Raw genomic sequence first — 19,900 nt, 5'->3', positions numbered from 1 at the left:
GTTGGGAGATTGAGTGTCGCGGGCTTATAGCGACCACCTCCCGCGTTTCCAACCGTCCCTTTTTGCATCCCTGACGCACGCCGCATGGCGACCTGCCGATTGAGGGACGCCGACCAACCGAAGAACCTTCGCCGCAATGCTCCAGATCACCGACCTGACCTTCAACGCCTGGGGCCGCAAGTTTCTCGTGGACGCCTCCGTCAGCCTGCCGCCCGGCTCAAAGGTCGGTCTGGTCGGCCGCAACGGCATCGGCAAATCGACCCTGTTCAAGCTGATCCTGGGCGAGCTTCACGCCGCCGGCGACGAGATCAGCCTGCCCAAGACCGCCCGTATCGGCTCGGTCGATCAGGAGCATCCGGCGACCCCCGTCAGCGTCATCGACACCATCCTTGAGGCCGACGTCGAACGCCACACCCTGCTGGGCCGGCTCGAGACCGCCGAACCGGAAGAGATGGGCGAGATCTGGTCGCGCCTGATCGAGATCGACGCCGACGCCGCGCCCGCGCGCGCCGCCGAAATCCTGGTCGGTCTGGGCTTCGATCAGGAAAACCAGGCCCGGCCGATGTCGGAGTTCTCGGGCGGCTGGCGGATGCGCGTCGCCCTGGCCGCCGCCCTGTTCGCCGAGCCGGACATGCTGCTGCTGGACGAACCGACCAACTACCTCGACCTGGAAGGCGCCCTGTGGCTGGAGGCGCGGCTGAAGAAATACCCGCACACCGCCCTGATCATCTCCCACGACCGCGAGATGTTGAACGAGGTCTGCACCCATATCCTGCACCTCGCGAACCACACCCTGACCCTCTACACCGGCAACTACGACGCCTTCGAAAAGGCGCGCGCCGAAAAGGCGCGGCTGCAGCTGTCGGCCAAGGCCAAGCAGGACGCCGAGCGTGCCCACCTTCAGGCCTTCGTCGATCGCTTCAAGGCCAAGGCCTCCAAGGCCGCCCAGGCCCAGTCGCGCATGAAGCGGCTGGAGAAGATGCAGCCCGTCGCCACCACGATCGAGGAGCGCGTCGCCCCCTTCACCCTGCCCTCGCCGCCGCGTCCGCTGGCGCCGCCGTTGATCCGGCTGGAGCGGGCCAATGTCGGCTATGAGCCGGGCAAGCCGATCCTGCGCAATCTGAACCTGCGCATGGACCTGGACGACCGCATCGGCCTGCTGGGCGTCAACGGCGCGGGCAAGTCGACCTTCGCCAAGATGATCGCCGGCGCTCTGGACGTGTCCGAGGGCGAGCTTCACCGCGACAGGAAGATGCGCGTCGGCTGGTTCCACCAGCACCAGATCGAGGCGATGGACCCGACCGACACGCCGCTGGAAATCATCCGCCGCGCCATGCCGGACGCGCCCGAAAGCGCCCGCCGCTCCAAACTGGCCCAGTTCGGCCTGGGTTATGAGAAGCAGGAAACCACGGTCGACAGCCTGTCGGGCGGCGAGCGCGCGCGGCTGCTGCTGAACATGGTGGCGATGGACGCGCCCCACGTCCTGATCCTGGACGAACCGACCAACCACCTGGATATCGACAGCCGTCGCGCGCTGCTGGACGCGCTGAACGACTACAACGGCGCCGTCATCCTGATCACCCACGACCGCTCGCTGATGGAGATGGTGGCGGATCGCCTGTGGCTGGCCGCCGACGGCACGGTGAAACCCTTTGACGGCGACATGGACGACTACGCCAAATTCGTCCTGGACCGCGCGAAACAGGCCATCGCCAAGCCCAGCCAGATCAAGAAGGAAGAGGCCAAGGCGAACTCAGGCGCCCCTCAAGCAGAGAGCGCCCGCGGCGCGAACGATAGGGGCAACAAGAAGCGATCCGGCCCCTCGCCCTCGACCCTGCGCCACGCGGTCAAGAAGGCGGAGGAGACCATGACCCGCCTGACGGCCGAGATCGCCCGCATCGACGACGACATGGCCACCGCCTCGGTCAGCAATCCCAAGGCCCTCGAAGGCCTGACCCGCGCCCGCGCCAAGACCGAGGCCGATCTGGCCGCCGCCGAAGCCGCCTGGGTGGCGGCCGAAGAGGCTCTCGCCGAGGTCGCATGAAACCGATCGAATTCTCCAAGGAAGACCGCGCGGCGATCACCGCCAAACTGCGCGACTACTTCGCCCGAGAACTGGACCAGGAATTGGGCCAGCTTCCGGCCGAGATGCTGCTGGACTTCATCGGCAAGGACATCGGCGGCGCCTTCTACAATCGCGGCGTCCACGACGCCCAGCAACTGGTCCAGCAGAAGGCCGAGGACATCGTCGAGGCGCTGTACGGCCTCGAACGCGCCGCCCCCACGCGCTGACCGACCCGTATCGCTGAACGGGTCGGCGCAAACGAAAACCGCCCGGCGCATTCACGCCGGGCGGTTGGATCGGTCGGCGTTTTAGGCCGGAAGGTCTTCGGCCAGGATCGCCATTTCGAACATGAATGAACCTTCCTCGTCCTCATCCTCGAAGACGATGCCGATGAACTCGTCGCCGACATAGACCTCGGCCGAGTCATTCTGCTTGGGGCGGGCCTTCACGATGATGCCGCCGGTGTTGAAGGTGCGCTTGAGGTGCGCCTCGATGCGCTTCAGGTCGGTGTCTTTCACGGGGGGCCTCATGGTCTGGACGTTGGCGGCGGACCCTAGAGACATCAGCGGTTCAGGGAAACCGGCGCCGCGCATTTTCCCGCTTCAGAGATACTTCATCCACCATTGCGAACTGCGCCGCTTGACCCCGCCGAACCACCGGCAGGCGAACCAGCAAGGCACGGCGATCATGGCCGCCAGCAACCATACCCAGCCGACGCTGGGCACGCCGAAGCCCTCGCCCTGATTGACGCCGAACAGCATCAGGGCCGCCAGGTTCAGCAGATGCAGCCCGTAGAGATGGATCAGATAGAAGAACAGCGGCGCCCCGCCAAAGACCGCCAGCACGCCGACCAACCGATCCGGCGCCTTTTCCAGCCCCGCCAAAATCAGCGCGCCTATCCCCAGCGTCAGCAGCAAAAAGTCGGCTGACGGCGGATATTTGGTCAGGTTCAGCACGCTCATCACCGTCTGGATCGGCGTCGCCTGCACGGCCCACGGCGCATCCCCATAGACATTGATCGCCCGCAGCACGACGAACAGAGCGAGCGCGGCCACTCCGGTCAGCACCAACCGTCTCAGCCGCGCCCGCTGCTCGCCTACAAACCACGGCCCGATGCCGTAACCCAAGGCCGCCACCCCGATCCACGGCAGCAGCGGATAGGACGTCCTCGCCTGACCGCCCCAAGGTAAGTCTATAAATCCGCGATCATGCAGCACCGCCCAGATGGCATGGCCCGGCTGTCCCGCCGCGATGGTGATCGGGTCCAGCAGATTGTGCCCCAGCACGATGACCAGCCCCACGGCGATCAGCACCGGGCGCGGCAGATGCACCAGAGCCGCCAGCGCGATCATCGACAGGCCGATGGCCCAGATCACCTGCAGATAGATCAGCTCGGGCGTGATCGAGAACGTCCAGGCGAAGTTGACCACCGTCAGCTCCAGGACGACCAGAAACAGACCGCGTTTCAGCAGGAAGGCCGATGCCGCGCCGGCTCCGTTGCCGCCGCCCGCCTGCTTGTTTCCGTACAGCCAGGCCCCCAATCCTGTCAGGGCCACGAACACCGGCGCGCACAGATGGGCCGACAGCCGGGTGAAGAACAACGCCGGCGAGGTCGTCTCCACATTCATCGGGTCCGAGACCTGGGCGTGGATGAAGAAGAACTCCCGCGCGTGATCGACCAGCATCAGCAGGATGACCAGCCCGCGCAGGGCGTCGATGGATAGGATCCGACCGACCGCACGGCTTGGCGCGGCAGTCGAAGAAGCGGAGGCGGGAACAAGCGTTGCAGCGGTTGACATCATCAGGCGGAAGCGGATAGCCGATACAGTATAACATTTCAAACGGAGCCTGCCTTGTCCCTCCTTCTGAGCTGCGCCAGCGCGTGCCTGCTGGTCGCCGCCAACGCCCCCGCCCCCGTCGCTATCGAGGCGGTCGAGCCTGAAACGGTGGGGGAGATCGTCGTTCTGGGCCGCCGGTCGGCGCCGCGTGATCTGATCCTGGGCGCAGGATCGATCATCGAGGCCATGTCTCCGTCCAGCCGCTCCATCGAGAACGATCTGATCAAGGCCGTGGGCGCGACGCGCCTTGCCGATGCGCTGGAACTGGTCAGCGGCGTCAGCCAGCAGAACAATCGCGGCGGCGTCATGGACAACTTCGCCATCCGCGGCTTCCTGGGCACGCCCGACGGCGGCGCGGAATATTATGTCGACGGCTTCCTGGCCAATCGCGGCATGGCCCCGCCCCGCGATCCGGCGACGTCCGAGCGGATCGAGGTGCTGAAGGGGCCGTCCGGCGCGCTGTTCGGCGACATCGACCCGGCCGGACGCATCAATATCGTCTCCAAGACCCCGCGCTTTGCGCCCGCCGCCGCCTTTACCGCCACGGTGGGATCGTTTGGTCTGCGTCGCGGCGAACTGGACCTGACCGGCCCGATCAACAACACCCTGGCCGGACGGCTTGTGGTGGCGGGCGAGACCTCTAACGGCTGGCGCGACTATGTCGGCCTGGACCGCACCGTGGTGGCGCCGTCCCTGACCTGGCGTCCCACCGATGATCTGCGCCTGACCTATGTGGGCGAGTTCACCACCTTCACGACCCTGTTCGATCGGGGGATGCCGGCGATCAACGGCGACGCCCTGTTCCTGCCGCCCTCGAACTACTACGGCGAGCCCGGCGACGGCGTGACCCGCTTCCGCAACGAACGGCATCAGATCACCGGCGAATACCGGATCAATGACGACTGGAGCCTGAACGGCGGCGTCGCCTGGCGCGGCGGCTCGCTGAAGGGCCTGTCCAGCGATCAGTCGCGCCTGGTCGGCGACCAGCTGTGGCGTCAGCGTCGCGGACGCGACTTCTCGGTCGAGGACCTGTCGGCCCGGCTCGAGCTGAACGGCGTGGTCGAGACGGGGCTGGGCGTTCACAACCTCGGTTTCGGGGTGAAGGCCTATCAGCTGACCTATGGCGAGAAGTGGCTGCGCATCAATCCGACTGCGGCCAACCCCTATCCGATCAATGTCCTCAATCCCGTCTATGGCGCGGTCACACCGCCGACGCCCCTACCCTTCACCGACAATCTGGAAACGCGCGACGTCGTCACCTTGTACGCCCAGGATTTGTGGGAGGTGAACGACCGCCTCAGCCTGCTGGCCGGGCTGCGGTTCGACGACTACGACCAGACCATCCGAAACAACCGCACCGGCGCCGTCGGCGAGGCCCGCGATACGCCCCTGAAATACCGCTTCGCCGCACGCTATCGCCTGACCGACAACCTGACCGCCCACGCCAGCTATGGTCAGTCGTTCGTGCTGAACTCCGGCACGGGTCGCGACGGCTCCGGCTTCGCGCCCGAGGATGGCAAGGGCTATGAGATCGGCCTGGCCGGGGCCTGGGACGGACTGGATCTCGCCGCCACCGTCTTCGACATCGAGAAGTCGAACATTCTGACGACCGATCCCGTCGATCCCAACTTCCTGGCTCCGGTGGGCAGGCTGACGACGCGCGGGATCGAGCTCGACGGCGCCTTGAAGATCGACGACGCCTGGCAGGTGGTCGCCAACTACGGCTGGACCGACGCCCAGGCCGACGACAGCGCCTTCGCCACCGACGCCGTGCTGAACGTGCCCGAACATTCCAGCTCACTGTTCGTGATCGGTCGCTTCCCCACCACCCACGGCACGACCTGGTCTTTCATGACCGGCGCGGCCTACGTCGGCGACCGGGCTGGCGGCCTGGCGCTCGGCGCGCCCGAATTGCCCGCCTATTGGAAGGCCAAGGCGGCGCTGGACTACGGCCTGACGCCCCAGATCACCGCCCGCGTCGAGCTCGATAATCTGTTTGACGAGCGTTACGCCGCCAGCTCCTACAGCGCCTTGTGGATCTACCCCGGCGCCCCGCGCAGCGTCCGCGCCTCGCTCAGGATCGCCCTGTGAAGCGTCCGCTCAAATGACGAAGTCGTACACCACATCGGCCAGGGTGTGATCCATGGTGCGGGCCGGTTCGGCGTTGGTCGGGCAGTTGACCAGCCGGGCCGGCACTCCCGCCACGGTGCAGCCGGACGGCACGGCCTTCAGCACCACCGAGCCGGACGCCACCTTGGCGTAGTCGCCGACGTGGATATTGCCCAGCACCTTGGCCCCGGCGCCCAGCAGAACGCCCTTGCCGATCTTGGGGTGGCGGTCGCCACGTTCGGCGCCCGTCCCACCCAGGGTCACGCCGTGCAGCATCGACACGTCGTCGCCGACCACCGCCGTCTCGCCGATCACGATGCCCGTGCCGTGATCCAGAAACAGCCCCTTGCCCATCTGCGCGGCCGGATGGATGTCCAGCTGGAACAGTTCTGAGATCCGGCTCTGGAAGTGGAAGGCCAGCGTCTCGCGCCCCTGTCCCCACAGCCAGTGCGCCACGCGCCAGCCCTGTAGGGCCTGGAAGCCTTTGAAATACAGGAAGGGCTGCAACAGGTTGCGGATCGCCGGGTCGCGTTCGGCCACAGCCTGCAGATCGGCCTCCGCCGCCTCGACCATCGACGGGTCGGCCTTGAACGCCGACAGACAGACTTCGCGCACCGACATGGCGCTCATCTCGCCGTCCGCCAGCTTGCGCGCGATCTGGAAGCTCAGCGCGCCCGCCAGGTCGTCGTGCGACAGGATCACCGCATTCATCTGCGAGCCCAGTTGCGGCTCCTCGCGCGACGCCGCCTCGGCGGAGGCGCGCAGCTGACGCCACACGGTGTTCATTTCGAGTTCTGCGACGACTTCCAGCTTGGCCATGACCGGCTCCTTCGGCGACATCATACGCGCCCCAGCAAGGCGCGCGCCAGCGCCTCGGGCAGTTCGCCGTTCATCGCCATATGATAGGCCTTGTAGGCCGTCGCCACCGTCAGGCTGTCGCGCACCGTTCCCCGCCCGATCTCGTCCAGCAGATCCAGGAACGACACGCGCACCACGGCGATGATCTCGGTGGGATCGGGATCGGTCGCCGCGGGCGACAGGCCCCAGGCGATCCAGGTCATGCCGATCTCGTCGGTGATGGAGTTCGACATCTCGACCTTCAGCGCCGGCAGCCAGTGTTTGGCCTGCAATCCGGCCTCCTCGGCCAGTTCGCGCCGGATGCCGTCGAACGGATCCTCGTCCAGCGGCGCGCCGCCTTCGGGCATTTCCCAGCTGTAGTTGGCGTGGGCGAACCGCTGCTGTCCCACCAGGGTGACCGTCCCGTCGTCGTGGACGGGCAGGACGCCGGTCCCGACGTTCTTGAACCGCACGACGGCATAGTCGGCCTTAATCCCGGTCGGCGCCGTCGCCGGATGCCGGGTCAGCGCCATCCAAGGGCTATCGAACACGGTCTCGGTCCCGTCGCTGCGCCACGCCGGCGGTTTCGCCAGCCCCTCGGCCCATTTCGGTTCGTCGGATTTGCGCACAGGACACCTATGGCGAAGACGGGGATGAAAGCCTAGCTAGACGGCATGGTCGCGCTCAACGAACCCCTGCCCCCGCCCGTTCCCTCGAAAGATTTTCGGGACCGCCTGGCCCAGCGGCGCTCCGCCCCGGCCCAGGCCCTGGTCGCGCCCGGCCCGTCCGAGGCGGAACTGGACGAGATTCTGACCCTGGGCGCCCGTACGCCCGACCACGGCAAGCTGTTCCCGTGGCGCTTCGTCGTCCTGGGTCCCCAATCGCGCGCTGACATCGCCGCCCGTCTCGCCGTGCTGGTCGAATTGCGCAACGGCCCGGCCAAGGATCAGGCCGTGCTGGCCAAGCTGACCGCCGCGCCCGTCACCATCCTGGTCGTCTCGACGCCGGTCGAAGGATCCAAGCCGATCTGGGAGCAACACCTGTCAGCGGGCGCCGTCTGCATGAACCTGGAACACGCCGCTTCCGGCTTCGGCTATTCGTCCAGCTGGATCACCGACTGGTACAGCTACGACCCGCAAGGCGTCGCCCTGTTCGGCCTGACCGAGGGCGAGAGCGTCGCCGGCTTCATCCACATCGGCACGCTGAAGGAACCCGCGCTGGAACGCCCGCGTCCCGACCTGGCCGCCAAGGTCACACGCCTGCCGTAAGCGGGTGATATAAGGTCGCCCTACGTCGGTTTGACCTCGACCGACCCCGCCTTCCTCCCCCAAGGCCTTCGTATGGATTCCCTGTTGCAAGCCGTGGGCGACTTCATCGCCCGCAACCATATGTGGGCCGGCGTCATGTTGGGCCTGGTCGTGTTCGTCGAGTCGCTGGCGGTCGTCGGCGCCTTCGTGCCCGCCACCGGTCTGCTGGTTGCGGCGGGCGGCCTGATCGCGGCCGGCGTGCTGGACCCCGTCAACGTCATCTTCGGTTGCGTTATCGGCGCGGTGATCGGCGACGCCATCTCCTACTGGGCCGGACGTCGGCTGGGCGTGCGCTTCCTCCAGCGCCCGATGTTCAAGGCGCACCGCCGTCGCATCGCCTGGACGCGCCTGTACTGCCGTCGCTACGGCGTCATGTCGATCTTCGTCGGCCGCTTCTTCGGGCCCTTGCGCGCCTTCGTGCCGCTGACCCTGGGCATGCTCAGGATGCGTCAGCGCGCCTTCCAGTTCGGCAATGTCACATCCGGGATCGTCTGGGTGCTGGCCATGCTGGCGCCGGGCTATCTCGCCGCCCAAGGTCTGGCGAAGATGGAAGTGCTCAGCGAGGCCCATGGCCCCACCCTGCTGATCGGCGGCCTCGCCGTCACCATCCTGATCGTCGCCGTGGTCTATCGCCTGGTGAAGGCTCGCATGAGCCGCAAATCCGCCGTCATGCGCGGGGCGCTACAGGGCCGCTGATCTCCGGCTCGGGCCGGTGCACCAACGAGACCAGCACGACTGAGATGATCATCAGCAGGAACCAGCTGCCCAGCTTGGCCAGGGACACCATCTCCCACCCGTCGGCCTGCCCCGGATAGACCCAGGCCCGCCCCAGCGTGCCCAGGTTCTCGGCGAACCAGATGAACAGGGCCACCAGGAAATACCCCAGCAGCAGCGGCATCTTCAATCGCATCCGATCGACGGTGAAGAAGAACCAGCCTCGGCAGAACAAAAGGATCGTCGCCACAAATAGGACTTTTCGAAAATCCGACAGCCAGTGATGAGCGAAGAAGTTGACGTAGATCGCCGCCGCCAGCACCCAGGTCGTCCACAGCGGCGGATACCCCCGCACCCGGATATGAAAGATGCGCTGCACCCGCGCGATATAGCTGCCGACCGCCGCATACATGAAGCCCGAGAACAGCGGCACCGCCCCGATCCGCAGCAGACTGTCCTCGGGATAGACCCACGACCCGTGCGCGGTCTTGAACAGCTCCATGATCGTCCCCGCCACATGGAACAGGAAGATCACCCGCGCCTCTTCCCAGCTCTCCAGCCGGAAGATCAGCATCGCCGCCTGGATCGCCACCGCCCCGACCGCCAGAAAGTCGTAGCGCGACACCGGCGCCCCCTCCGGCCAAAGCAGAAACGTCCCCAGGATCAGGGCCAGCATCAGCCCCCCGAACAGACACGCCCACCCCTGCTTCAGTCCGAACCACAGGAACTCATAGGCCTGGCGCCGCGCCCGCGACCCATCCGCCCACGCCTCCGCCCGCGTCATCAGACGACGGCCCCAGGCTTCGAGCGGAAGTGCGTGGTTCATCGCATTATCCGTGACGGCGCAGCGAAAAACTTCAAGAGCGGACCGCTATACCGCTAAGGCGCATCAACCGCACAAGGGAACCCGACAGCGAATTTCCTGTTCGACATCAGTCTTTAACGCCTGCCACCTTAGACTTGCCGGCCAGTAGGAGAAGCTTATGTCTTGCGCAGGCTGTAAGGATGGGGCGGGGTTTGACCTGCCGATCACCATGGCGTTCCAGCCGATCGTCGATGTGACGAACCAGACGGTCTTCGCCTACGAGGCCTTGGTGCGGGGCAAGGACGGCCGGGGCGCAGGCCAGGTTCTGTCGCATATCTCCCACGACAACCGCTATGCTTTCGATCAGCTGTGCCGCACGACCGCCATCGATCTCGCCGCCGGTCTGGATATGACGGCGGGCGGCGCCAGCCTGTCGATCAACTTCCTGCCCAACGCCGTCTATGAGCCGCGCGCTTGCATCCGCGCCACCCTGGCGGCGGCGATGCGCACCAACTTCCCGGTGGATCGGATCATCTTCGAGTTCACCGAGAGCGAGGTGATGGACACCGACCACATCCTCAACATCCTGCGATCCTATCGCGCCATGGGCTTCAAGACCGCCATCGACGACTTTGGCGCCGGCTATGCGGGTCTGGGCCTGCTCACCCTGTTCCAGCCCGACATCGTCAAACTGGACATGGCCCTGGTTCGCGACATCGACACCAACACGGTCAAGCGCACCATCGTGCGCAACACGCTGAACATGCTGCGGGACCTGGGCATCCAGCCCGTCTGCGAAGGCATCGAAACCTTGGCCGAACATGATGTCCTGCGCGATCTCGGCGTCGACTTGATGCAGGGCTATCTGCTGGCGAAGCCGGCCCTGGAAGCCCTCTCGCCTGTCGCCTGGCCTGACCAGGCTGCGCCTGCGGCCCTGAGCGCCTGATCGCCGCGCGCGCGCCGCTGAACGGCGGACGCGCCCACTCTGACTATCCCCGCCCGCGATAGGTCGGCACGCCCTGGTCCGGCAGCCACAGGCCCTCGGGCGGCGCTCCGGTCTGCCAGAAGACGTCGATCGGGATGCCGCCGCGCGGATACCAGTATCCCCCGATCCTCAGCCATTTGGGCTCAAGCAGGTCCGCCAGCTTACGGCCGATGGCGACGGTGCAGTCCTCGTGGAAGGCGCCGTGATTGCGGAAACTGGTCAGATACAGCTTCAGACTCTTGGACTCGACCAACCAGTCGCCCGGCGCATAGTCGATGACGATGTGCGCGAAGTCCGGCTGGCCCGTCACCGGGCATAGGCTGGTGAACTCCGGCGCCGTGAACCGGGCCAGATACAGAGTATCCGCATGCGGGTTGGGCACCCGCTCCAGCACCGCCGTCTCGGGACTGGCCGGAACGGCGGTCTGGGCGCCGAGCTGGCTGAGGTTGTCGGTATAGTGGGTCATGCCGGGCATTTAGGCGCTTGCCGCTCAGATGAAAATCCTCCCCCGCTCCACTTCCCTCTCCCATTGGGAGAGGGCTTGAGCGCACGGCGGCGTCAGCCGGCGTCCTTGCGCGAAAGGGTGAGGGTCGGATGGCGCGATCTGGCCAACCGACCGACCCTCGTCCGGCCCTCCGGGCCGGCTTCTCCGAACGGGAGAAAGAAACGACCAGCCAGCCATCGTAATCCCGAACAGCTTCCCTCGCCCTTTCAACGCCTTCGCGGCGACCAGCGTCAATCGACTGATCATCCATCCGGACCGTCGTATGATGGCCGGTTTTCACCCGCCGCCAGCCCCTGCCCGCTGTCACCCCGCTTACGACCCGAGATTAGACGAATTAGACTCATTTTTTCGCGCCACCGTCTGAAATCCCCGCGATTGCCTTCCCCGGCGACAGCCCGCTAAGCGTAGCGAAAGAAAACCAAAGGAGACGTCCGTGGCCATCCCCGCTTCGCTGCAAAAAGGTCTGATCCTGCCGATCATTTCGGCGCCGATGTTCCTGGTGTCCGGACCGGATCTGGTGGTCGAGGCCTGCAATGCGGGCGTGATCGGCACTTTCCCGTCGCTGAACCAGCGCACGACCGAGGGCTATCGGGACTGGATTCATGAGATCAAGGGCCGGCTGAAGCCCGAGGCCGCGGCTTTCGGCGTCAACCACATCGTCCACTCGACCAACCCCCGGCTGATGGCCGACATGATGGTGTCGGTCGAGGAGAAGGTGCCGCTGATCATCACCTCCCTGGGCGCCGTGCGCGACGTGGTCGACGCGGTCCATGGCTATGGCGGTCAGGTCTTCCACGACATCGCCAACATTCGCCATGCGCGAAAGGCGGCCGAGGCGGGCGTTGATGGTCTGATCCTGGTCGCCAACGGCGCGGGCGGCCATGCGGGCATCATCAACCCCTTCGCCCTGGTCAATGAGGTTCGCAGCTTCTTCAAGGGGACCATCATCCTGTCGGGCGCGCTCTCGACGGGTCAGGACGTGGCGGCCGCCCTGATGCTGGGCGCGGACTTCGCCTATATGGGCACGCGCTTCATCAACACGACCGAAGCCATGGCCGCCGACGCGTACAAGCAGATGGTCATCGACAGCGGCGCGACCGACATCGTCCACACGCCCGCCGTGTCCGGCATCCCCGCCAACTTCATGAGCAAGTCGCTAATCGAAAATGGCATCGATCCGAAGACCTTGCCAGAGCACAAGCTGGACATGGGCGACGAGGCCAAGGCCTGGAAGACCGTCTGGTCCGCCGGCCAAGGCGCGGGCGCCATCCACGACGTCCTGCCGACCGCCGAACTGGTCGCGCGCCTGCGACAAGAGTTCGCTCAGGCCACGGAGGAATTCGCCATCAAGGCCGGAGCACGCTAAAGGCGGCGCCAATCCGCTTCTCTCGCGCTGGAGCCCCCATGATCCGCACGACCATCCTCGCCGCCCTCTCCGTCTCCGCGCTCGCCGTTGCGCTGCCGGCCGCCGCCCAGTCGGCGCCTGGATCCGCCCCGACGTCCGCGCGCGACGCCTGGTCCTTCGAACTGGGCGCGGGCACGGATAACCGCTCCAAGGATGCGTCCAAGTCCGGCAACGACGGCTACGCCTTCGGCTTGGCGACCTGGGAAAGTGCGGACGGCCTGTTCTACGTCGGCCCCGGCTTCCAGACGATCCAGGCCGGCGGCTCCAACGTCGAGGCCGAGTTCGTGGTCGGCTATCAGCCCGAGGCCTTCGGCTATCGGTTCGACTTCAACGTCGCCTACAAGAACCGCCTCGACGCCGAAGCCGGCTATGATCAGGACGCCTGGGAGATCACCGGCAACGCCAGCCGCTCGATCGGCCCGGCCAGCGCACGACTGCAGGTCCAGTATTCGCCCGACGCCGCCGGCTCGACCGACAGCTTCACCTGGGTCGAGGGCCGCCTGGGCTGGGACTTCACGCCCCAGCTGAACGGCACAGTCGCCGTCGGTCGTCGCGAGCAGAACGGCGCGCCCGATTACACCGGCTGGAACGCCGGCGTGACCTACGCCCTCACCGACGCCTTGGAACTGGACCTGCGCTACTACGACACCGACGCCCACACCTTCGGCGAACAGTATGAGGACGCCCTGGTCGCCAAGGTCGCCTACGCCTTCTGATCGCCAGCCCCTTGCGTAAAGGTTGTCGGGCGCCCATCTAGAGCTGGTCGATCTCTCTGCGTAACGCCGCTGCTCCCTTTGCATCACGCACCGAGGTCCAAAAGCCGATCCCATTCAGACCCGACAGGCCGACCAGGGATCCCTCCCTGCGGTCAACGCCAGACGGAGGTCTCCAAATGGCTACCGGCACTGTAAAATGGTACAACCCCACCAAAGGCTATGGCTTCATCGCGCCCGATGACGGCGGCAAGGACGTCTTCGTCCACGCCTCGGCCGTCGAAACTTCGAGCGTCGGCTCGCTGAACGAAGGCCAGAAGATTTCCTACGAAATCGAGCGCGATTCGCGCTCCGGCAAAGAGTCCGCCGGTCGCCTTACGGCGGCGGAGTAGGACACGCTCCAAGCGTCCAACACGAACGAGCCGGCCCCGACCAGGGCCGGCGTGATCGCCTTCGACGGCGAGGTCATCAAACTGATGCCGCTCGGCGGCCGTCGCGTTCGCCTGGACAACGGCCACCTGATCACGGTCCTGCCCTCGCTGGGCGCCCAGACGGGCGTCTCGCTGCTGGGCGACCGCGTGACGGTGGAAATCGCCTTCAATCAGCTGAAGGGCTGGCGCCTGTCGCGCCAGCCCTGAGGCTTCTGCACACGGATGCCGACATGACCCCGCTCGCCGACATGATCCCCGCGATGACCGACGCCGACCTGACGACGCTGCGCGCCAACGCCGCCCGCCTGGTCGAACACGGCGCCTCGACCCAGGTCATGGCCGCCAGCGACATCATCCCGGTCATCGACACCGAAATGGCCCGCCGCGCGGCCCTGCCCAAGCTCGCAAAGGCCCCGATCAAGCGCGCCGCCCCCAAGAAGAAGCTGCCGCCGGTCACCGGCCACCAGACAGCCCTTCCCTCAAGCTGAGATCAGCCCAAGGCCTGATCCAGATCTGCGATCAGGTCCTCGACATTCTCGACCCCGACCGACAGCCGGATCAGGTTGTCGGTCACGCCGCCCGCCTCGCGAACCTCTTTGGGCACGCTGGCGTGGGTCATGATGGCCGGGTGGTTCACCAGGCTTTCAACCCCGCCTAACGATTCCGCCAGGGTGAAGACCTGAACCCGTTCCAGCACCCGCTTGGTGCGCTCCAGATCGCCTTCCAGGATCACCGTCACCATCCCGCCGAACCCGCCGTGCATCTGGCGTGCGGCCAGCTCATGTTGCGGGTGGGCGATCAGGCCGGGATAGATCACCTTGGCGATCCCCGCGCGCGTCTCCAGCCAGCGTGCGATGGTCAGCGCGTTCTCACAGTGCGCCTTCATCCGCAGCGCCAGGGTCTTCAAGCCCCGGTTGGCAAGGAAGGCGTCGAACGGCCCCATGATGCCGCCGACCGAGTTCTGCAGAAACTTGATCCGCGTCGCCAGCTCGGCGTCGGCCGTCACCAGCACTCCGCCGATAATGTCCGAATGGCCGTTCAGGTATTTGGTCGCTGAGTGCATCACCACGTCCGCCCCTAGGCTCAGCGGCTGCTGGCAGAACGGCGTGGCGAAGGTGTTGTCCACGATCAGAAGCAGCCCATGCGCCTTGGCCACCTTCGACAGGGCGGCGATGTCGGCCAGCTTCATCAGGGGATTGGTCGGGGTCTCGACCCACAGCATCTTGGTCTTCGGGGTGATCGCCGCCTCGACCGCCGAGATGTCGCTCAGGTCCACATAGGCGAAGTCCAGTCCCATGGTTCGCCTGCGCACCCTCTCGAACAGTCGCCATGAGCCGCCGTACAGGTCGTCGCCGGTGACGATGTGATCGCCCGCATCCAGCAACTCCAGCGCCGTCGAGGTCGCCGCCATGCCCGAGCCGAAGCCGAACCCGTGCGTGCCGCCCTCCAGGTCCGCGATACAGGCCTCGAACGCCTCGCGCGTCGGGTTCTTGCCCCGCGCATACTCATAACCCTTGTTCACGCCCGGGCTTTCCTGGGCGTAGGTCGAGGTGGCGTAGATCGGCGTCATCACCGCGCCCGTCGTCGGGTCAGGATGTTGGCCCGCATGGATGGCGCGGGTCGAAAAGCCCTGGCTATTCTTCTTGTCGCTCATGGACTTACCGGTTCAGGCTGAGGTGGTTGATCAGGTCGGTGCGGGTGATCAGGCCGACGAACCGCTCGCCGTCCAGCACGATGGCCACGCGGTCGCGGTCGAAGACAGGGATCAGAGCGTCCAGAGGCTCATTAACCTGAAGCGTGTCCAGATCGCGGGTCATGGCCGAAGCCACCGGCTTGGCGAACCGCTCCTTTCGCGTGATCTCGTCGGTGTTCATGATGCGGATCAGGTCGCTTTCGTCCAGGATCCCGACCAGCCGGCCGTCTTCGATGATCGGCAGTTGCGATACGTCGGCGCCCTTCATGCGCTTGAAGGCAGTGTCCAGGGTGTCGCCCGGCCCGGCGACGACGACATCGCCCTTCTCGTATTTGCGGTTGATCAGGTCCGACAGGTCGCCATGCAGCTCGCGCTCGCCCAGGCCCTGATCCGCCAGCCAGGCGTCGTTGTAGACCTTGGACAGGTACTTGGCCCCGGTGTCGCAGACGAAGGTGACGCAGGTCTTCGGCTCGGTCTGCTCGCGGCACCAGCGCAGGGCTGAGGCGATCAGGGTGCCGGACGACGAGCCAGCCAGGATGCCTTCCTTCAGCAGCAGCTCGCGCGCTGTGGCGATCGCCTCGGCGTCGGGGATCGAATAGGCCTTGTCGATCAGGCTCATGTCCGCCGTGTCGGGCACGAAGTTCTGGCCGATTCCCTCGACGGTGTAGCTGCCTTCCGGCCCCGGCACGCCGTCGTTGACGATGCCGGCGAGGGTCGAGCCGACGGGATCCGCCAGGATGATCTGGGCCTTCGAGCCAACGCTCTTCAGAAACTGCGCCGTGCCGGTGATCGTGCCGCCCGAGCCGATGCCGGCGACGAAGGCGTCGATGTCGCCGCCCGTCTGCTCCCAGATTTCGGGGCCCGTCGTCTTCACATGGGCCTCGGCGTTAGCGGCGTTGGCGAACTGGTTGACATAGAAGCCGCCGGGAATGCCCTGGGCCAGACGCTCGGCCATGTCTGTGTAATATTCCGGATGGCCATGCGGGACGTCCGAACGCGTCAGACGAACATCGGCGCCCATCGCCCTGAGATGCTGAATCTTTTCCTTGGACATCTTGTCCGGAATGACCAGAAGCACCTTATACCCCCGGGCCCGACCGACCAGCGTCAACGCCAGGCCGGTGTTGCCCGCCGTCGCCTCCACGATGGTGCCGCCTTCCTTCAGGAAGCCTTCGCGCTCGGCGGCGTCCAGCATGGAGATGGCGATCCGGTCCTTGATCGAACCGCCGGGGTTCTGGGACTCCAGCTTCAGCAGCAGGCGGCACGGGCCGGTGTCGATCTTCGTCACCTCCACCATCGGCGTCTTGCCGATCAGATCCAGCGGCGACGAGACGGTCGCGCTCAGGGCGGGGGCGGTCAGGGACATCGAAAACTCCATTCGGGGCGGGCGGAAGCTGAAGCCCCGCCTTCACATGGTCAACTCACGCAAGATTTGACCCCTCAAGATTTACTCAAGGGCGCGGTTCCGCGCTACGAAAGACATAATGACCAAATCATCCAAGAGGCCGCCCGCCGGTCTCCCCGACAAAGACACCCTCGTCGCCTTTCTGCGCGAGGCCGGATCGGCCGAGAAGACCGACATCGCGCGCCATTTCGGGCTGAAAGGCGGTGACCGCAGGGCCTTGCGGGAAATGATCCGCGAACTGGAAGCCGAAGGGCGACTGGGCAAACGCGGTCGCAAAGGCTTTTCCGAAGCCGGCGCCCTGCCCCCCGTCGGCGTCGCCGATGTGATCGAGCGCGACGGCGACGGCGAACTGTATGTTCGCCTGGTCGAGGCCAGTCCCGACGCCCCGCGCGCCATTCTGATGCCCGACAAGTCAAAGGCCGCCCCTGGCCTAGGCGACCGCGTGCTGGTGAAGTTCCAGCGCGGCGCGGAGGGTTGGGAAGCCCGGCTGATCAAGAAGCTGGACGTGGGGACCAACCGCGTCCTGGGCGTGATCCGCAAGTCAGCGCGCGAAACCCGTGTCGAGCCGGTCGATCGTCGCTCCAAGGACGTGCTGGTGGTGCCCCAGGCCCAATCCGGCGACCTGCGCGACGGCGACCTGGTTCTGGCCGCCATTGAAAAAGGCGACCAACGCTATGGTCCCAAGCGCGGCAAGATCCTTGAGCACATCGGCAAGGAGGATGATCCCCGCGCCGCCTCCCTGATCGCCATCCACGCCCACGGCGTCCCGACGGGCTTCTCCGAAGCGGTCGAACGCGAGGCCGAGGATCAGGCCCTGCCGACTCTGAAGGGGCGCGAGGACCTGCGCGAGGTCCCCTTCATCACCATCGACCCCGCCGATGCGCGCGACCACGACGACGCCGTCTATGCGGCGCGCGACGAGGATCCGAAAAATGAAGGCGGGTGGATCGTCTGGGTCGCCATCGCCGACGTCGCCGCCTACGTCCGCCCCGGCAGCCAGCTGGACCGCGAGGCGCGCGACAAGGGCAACTCGACCTATTTCCCCGATCGGGTCGAGCCGATGCTGCCGGAGGTGTTGTCGAACGGTCTGTGTAGCCTGAAGGAGGGCGAGAACCGCGCCTGTCTTGCCGTGCGGATGGTCTTCGACAAGGACGGCCGAAAGACCGAACATAGGTTCGTGCGCGGTTTGATGCGGTCGCACGCCAAGCTCAGCTACGAGCAGGCGCAGGCCGCCATCGATGGACAACCGGACGACACGACCGGCCCGATCATGGAGGCGATCCTCTATCCGCTGTGGAACGCTTATCACGCCATGCTGAAGGGCCGGCTGAAGCGCAGCCCGCTGCAGATCGAGTCGGCCGAACGCCGCATCCGCATGGCGCCCGATGGCGGCATCGCCTCCATCGAAAAGCGCGCTTCGCTGGAGGCGCACCGGCTGATCGAAGAGATGATGATCCAGGCCAACGTCTGCGCCGCCGAAACGCTGGAGCAGAAGAAGACGCCGCTGATCTACCGCGTGCACGACACACCCAGCCAGGAGAAGATCTTCAACCTGGCCGACTTCCTGTCGACTATCGGCAAGCCCTGGAACAAGGGCGAGCCCGGCACGACCAAGCGGTTCAACAAACTGCTGGACGAGACCCGCAACACCGAACACGCCGATGTCGTCAACGAGGTGGTCCTGCGCAGCCAGATGCAGGCGATCTACAGCCCCGAGAATATCGGCCACTTCGGCCTGAACCTGGATCGCTACGCCCACTTCACCTCGCCGATCCGGCGTTATTCCGACCTGATCGTCCACCGCGGCCTGATCCGGGCGCTGAATCTGGGCAAGGACGGACTGACCGACCGCGAGATCGCCGAACTGCCGGCCATCGCCGAGGGCGTGACCATGACCGAGCGCAGGTCGATGGCCGCCGAGCGCGACGCAATGGATCGCTATATCGCCGCCTATCTGGAAGAGCACGTCGGCGCGACCTTCGCCGGGCGGATCACCGGCGTGACGCGGTTCGGCCTGTTCATTCGTCTGGAGGACACGGGCGCGGACGGCCTGGTGCCCGTCTCCACGCTCGGCAGCGAATACTTCACCCACGACGACCGCGCCCACGCCCTTGTCGGCGAACGCACGGGTAAACGCTTCACCCTGGGCCGCATGGTGGAGGTCAAGCTGCGCGAGGCGACCCCCGTCACGGGTGGCTTGGTGTTCGAAATGCTCAGCGAGCCCGAACCCCGCGATCCCAACGCCCCGGCCCCACGCTACGGCATTCGCGGACGCGGCGGTGACGGCCCGCCGATGCGCGGCAAGAACCGCCCTGGCGGCCCCAAGCCCCGCAACGGCTCCAAACCCTCCGGCGGCCTGAAGGGCGTGAGGAAGGGCAAGCGCAAGTGACCCCTTTCGACGCCGCTCAGGATCTGGCCGACGCCCCCCGTGTCTGCGGGGCTCAGCGGCCGAAGGATGCGGCGACGCTGATCCTGACGCGTGGCGGCGATCGGCCCGAGGTGCTGATGGGGCGGCGCGCGCCGGGCCATGTGTTCATGGCGTCGAAGTGGGTGTTTCCGGGCGGGCGGATCGATCGCAGCGACTTCAACGCCGCCGCGACGGGTGAGTTGTCGGGCGAGGTTGCGCGGCGACTGGAAGGCGAATTGCCCGCTCGCCGTGCGCGCGCCCTGGCCCTGACGGCGGTGCGCGAGACGTTCGAGGAGACAGGGCTGATTCTGGGGCGGCCGGCGCCCCGCGCCTCCGTCGCCGGCCCTTGGCGTGAGTATCGCCAGGCGGGCGCCCTGCCCGATCTGTCGGTCCTGTCCTATATCGCGCGCGCTGTTACGCCGCCCGGCCGGACCCGGCGGTTCGACGCCCGCTTCTTCATGGCCCCGGCCGAGGCCCTGCTGAGCCCGGAGCCGACCGCAGGGTCGGGCGAACTGGACGAGATCGCCTGGCTGCCGTTGGACGAGGCGCGCGCATTGGACCTGCCGGCCATCACCCGGTTCGTGCTGGGGGAGTTGGCCGAGCGGTTGGAACACCCGAACCGCCCCCTGCCCTTCGTGCGGATGGTGCGGGGTCGGCATACGGTGGAACACAGGGACTGAC

General features: G+C 66.3%; 21 protein-coding genes. 13 read left to right on the top strand and 8 right to left on the bottom strand.

The window, feature by feature from the left end; genetic code table 11:
• Positions 1–136: 136 nt before the first annotated feature.
• Both PFY01_RS07430 and PFY01_RS07425 read left to right on the top strand, forming a co-directional pair.
• Positions 137–2,044: an ABC-F family ATP-binding cassette domain-containing protein gene (locus PFY01_RS07430; RefSeq protein WP_055754807.1), complete on the top strand. Its 1,908-nt coding sequence runs from the start codon at positions 137–139 to the stop codon at positions 2,042–2,044.
• Positions 2,041–2,292 carry a DUF2164 domain-containing protein gene (locus PFY01_RS07425; protein ID WP_112861703.1) on the top strand — a complete coding sequence of 84 codons (252 nt, stop codon included), beginning with the start codon at positions 2,041–2,043 and terminating at the stop codon, positions 2,290–2,292. Before PFY01_RS07430 ends, PFY01_RS07425 begins: the two co-directional genes overlap by 4 nt.
• An 81-nt stretch (positions 2,293–2,373) precedes the next feature.
• Here the strand turns inward: PFY01_RS07425 and PFY01_RS07420 are convergent, their stop codons facing one another.
• Positions 2,374–2,595 carry a DUF3126 family protein gene (locus tag PFY01_RS07420; protein ID WP_039243756.1) on the bottom strand — a complete coding sequence of 74 codons (222 nt, stop codon included), beginning with the start codon at positions 2,593–2,595 and terminating at the stop codon, positions 2,374–2,376.
• Between the two features lie 72 nt (positions 2,596–2,667).
• Entirely contained in the window at positions 2,668–3,867 is a 1,200-nt protein-coding gene (locus PFY01_RS07415) for a DUF1624 domain-containing protein (protein WP_271042984.1), read from the bottom strand.
• 51 nt (positions 3,868–3,918) lie between these two features.
• On the opposite strand from PFY01_RS07415, the gene PFY01_RS07410 reads away from it, so the two are divergent.
• On the top strand, positions 3,919–5,994 hold the full coding sequence (locus PFY01_RS07410) for a TonB-dependent receptor (RefSeq protein WP_271042983.1): 2,076 nt from the start codon (positions 3,919–3,921) through the stop codon (positions 5,992–5,994).
• 9 nt (positions 5,995–6,003) lie between these two features.
• Here PFY01_RS07410 and cysE read toward each other — a convergent pair whose 3' ends face one another.
• Positions 6,004–6,831 carry a serine O-acetyltransferase gene (cysE, locus tag PFY01_RS07405; RefSeq protein WP_055805382.1) on the bottom strand — a complete coding sequence of 276 codons (828 nt, stop codon included), beginning with the start codon at positions 6,829–6,831 and terminating at the stop codon, positions 6,004–6,006.
• Positions 6,832–6,851: 20 nt separating this feature from the next.
• The gene (locus tag PFY01_RS07400; protein ID WP_271042982.1) at positions 6,852–7,478 is read right to left on the bottom strand and encodes an NUDIX domain-containing protein; all 627 of its coding nucleotides are present in this window, start codon (positions 7,476–7,478) and stop codon (positions 6,852–6,854) included.
• 45 nt (positions 7,479–7,523) lie between these two features.
• Between PFY01_RS07400 and PFY01_RS07395 the strand changes: the two genes are divergently transcribed.
• Both PFY01_RS07395 and PFY01_RS07390 read left to right on the top strand, forming a co-directional pair.
• Positions 7,524–8,117 carry a nitroreductase family protein gene (locus PFY01_RS07395; protein WP_066551909.1) on the top strand — a complete coding sequence of 198 codons (594 nt, stop codon included), beginning with the start codon at positions 7,524–7,526 and terminating at the stop codon, positions 8,115–8,117.
• Between the two features lie 72 nt (positions 8,118–8,189).
• Positions 8,190–8,852 (top strand): DedA family protein, encoded by a 663-nt coding sequence (locus PFY01_RS07390; protein ID WP_271042981.1) that lies wholly within the window; start codon positions 8,190–8,192, stop codon positions 8,850–8,852.
• On the opposite strand, the gene PFY01_RS07385 is transcribed toward PFY01_RS07390, so the two are convergent.
• Positions 8,824–9,696 (bottom strand): DUF817 domain-containing protein, encoded by an 873-nt coding sequence (locus tag PFY01_RS07385; RefSeq protein ID WP_420197056.1) that lies wholly within the window; start codon positions 9,694–9,696, stop codon positions 8,824–8,826. The two genes, PFY01_RS07390 and PFY01_RS07385, sit on opposite strands and share 29 nt — an antisense overlap.
• 157 nt (positions 9,697–9,853) lie before the next feature.
• On the opposite strand from PFY01_RS07385, the gene PFY01_RS07380 reads away from it, so the two are divergent.
• A complete protein-coding gene (locus PFY01_RS07380; RefSeq protein WP_271042980.1) occupies positions 9,854–10,621 on the top strand; it encodes an EAL domain-containing protein in 768 nt (255 codons plus the stop codon).
• A gap of 43 nt (positions 10,622–10,664) precedes the next feature.
• Here PFY01_RS07380 and queF read toward each other — a convergent pair whose 3' ends face one another.
• Positions 10,665–11,126 (bottom strand): preQ(1) synthase, encoded by a 462-nt coding sequence (gene queF / locus PFY01_RS07375; protein WP_271042979.1) that lies wholly within the window; start codon positions 11,124–11,126, stop codon positions 10,665–10,667.
• Between the two features lie 472 nt (positions 11,127–11,598).
• On the opposite strand from queF, the gene PFY01_RS07370 reads away from it, so the two are divergent.
• The 5 genes from PFY01_RS07370 (at position 11,599) to PFY01_RS07350 (ending at position 14,202) form a co-directional block, all read left to right on the top strand.
• Positions 11,599–12,531 (top strand): NAD(P)H-dependent flavin oxidoreductase, encoded by a 933-nt coding sequence (locus PFY01_RS07370; RefSeq protein WP_271042978.1) that lies wholly within the window; start codon positions 11,599–11,601, stop codon positions 12,529–12,531.
• A 38-nt stretch (positions 12,532–12,569) separates the two neighbouring features.
• Positions 12,570–13,286 (top strand): TorF family putative porin, encoded by a 717-nt coding sequence (locus tag PFY01_RS07365; RefSeq protein WP_271042977.1) that lies wholly within the window; start codon positions 12,570–12,572, stop codon positions 13,284–13,286.
• A gap of 176 nt (positions 13,287–13,462) precedes the next feature.
• On the top strand, positions 13,463–13,675 hold the full coding sequence (locus tag PFY01_RS07360) for a cold-shock protein (protein WP_008260450.1): 213 nt from the start codon (positions 13,463–13,465) through the stop codon (positions 13,673–13,675).
• Between the two features lie 51 nt (positions 13,676–13,726).
• The gene (locus PFY01_RS07355; RefSeq protein WP_055754798.1) at positions 13,727–13,921 is read left to right on the top strand and encodes a hypothetical protein; all 195 of its coding nucleotides are present in this window, start codon (positions 13,727–13,729) and stop codon (positions 13,919–13,921) included.
• A gap of 23 nt (positions 13,922–13,944) precedes the next feature.
• Positions 13,945–14,202: a hypothetical protein gene (locus PFY01_RS07350; RefSeq protein ID WP_271042976.1), complete on the top strand. Its 258-nt coding sequence runs from the start codon at positions 13,945–13,947 to the stop codon at positions 14,200–14,202.
• Between the two features lie 2 nt (positions 14,203–14,204).
• On the opposite strand, the gene PFY01_RS07345 is transcribed toward PFY01_RS07350, so the two are convergent.
• Positions 14,205–15,368 (bottom strand): cystathionine gamma-synthase, encoded by a 1,164-nt coding sequence (locus PFY01_RS07345; protein WP_271042975.1) that lies wholly within the window; start codon positions 15,366–15,368, stop codon positions 14,205–14,207.
• A gap of 4 nt (positions 15,369–15,372) precedes the next feature.
• Entirely contained in the window at positions 15,373–16,773 is a 1,401-nt protein-coding gene (locus tag PFY01_RS07340) for a pyridoxal-phosphate dependent enzyme (RefSeq protein ID WP_205681290.1), read from the bottom strand.
• Between the two features lie 118 nt (positions 16,774–16,891).
• On the opposite strand from PFY01_RS07340, the gene rnr reads away from it, so the two are divergent.
• Positions 16,892–19,201: a ribonuclease R gene (rnr, locus tag PFY01_RS07335; protein ID WP_066551915.1), complete on the top strand. Its 2,310-nt coding sequence runs from the start codon at positions 16,892–16,894 to the stop codon at positions 19,199–19,201.
• A complete protein-coding gene (locus PFY01_RS07330) occupies positions 19,198–19,899 on the top strand; it encodes an NUDIX hydrolase (protein ID WP_271042974.1) in 702 nt (233 codons plus the stop codon). Before rnr ends, PFY01_RS07330 begins: the two co-directional genes overlap by 4 nt.
• The last annotated feature ends 1 nt before the right edge of the window (position 19,900 follow it).

The organism is Brevundimonas vesicularis, from assembly GCF_027886425.1.
Taxonomy (GTDB): Bacteria; Pseudomonadota; Alphaproteobacteria; order Caulobacterales; family Caulobacteraceae; genus Brevundimonas; species Brevundimonas vesicularis_C.
The sequence above is the reverse complement of the archived record's forward strand: the minus strand, read 5'-3'. Positions and strand labels throughout refer to the sequence as shown.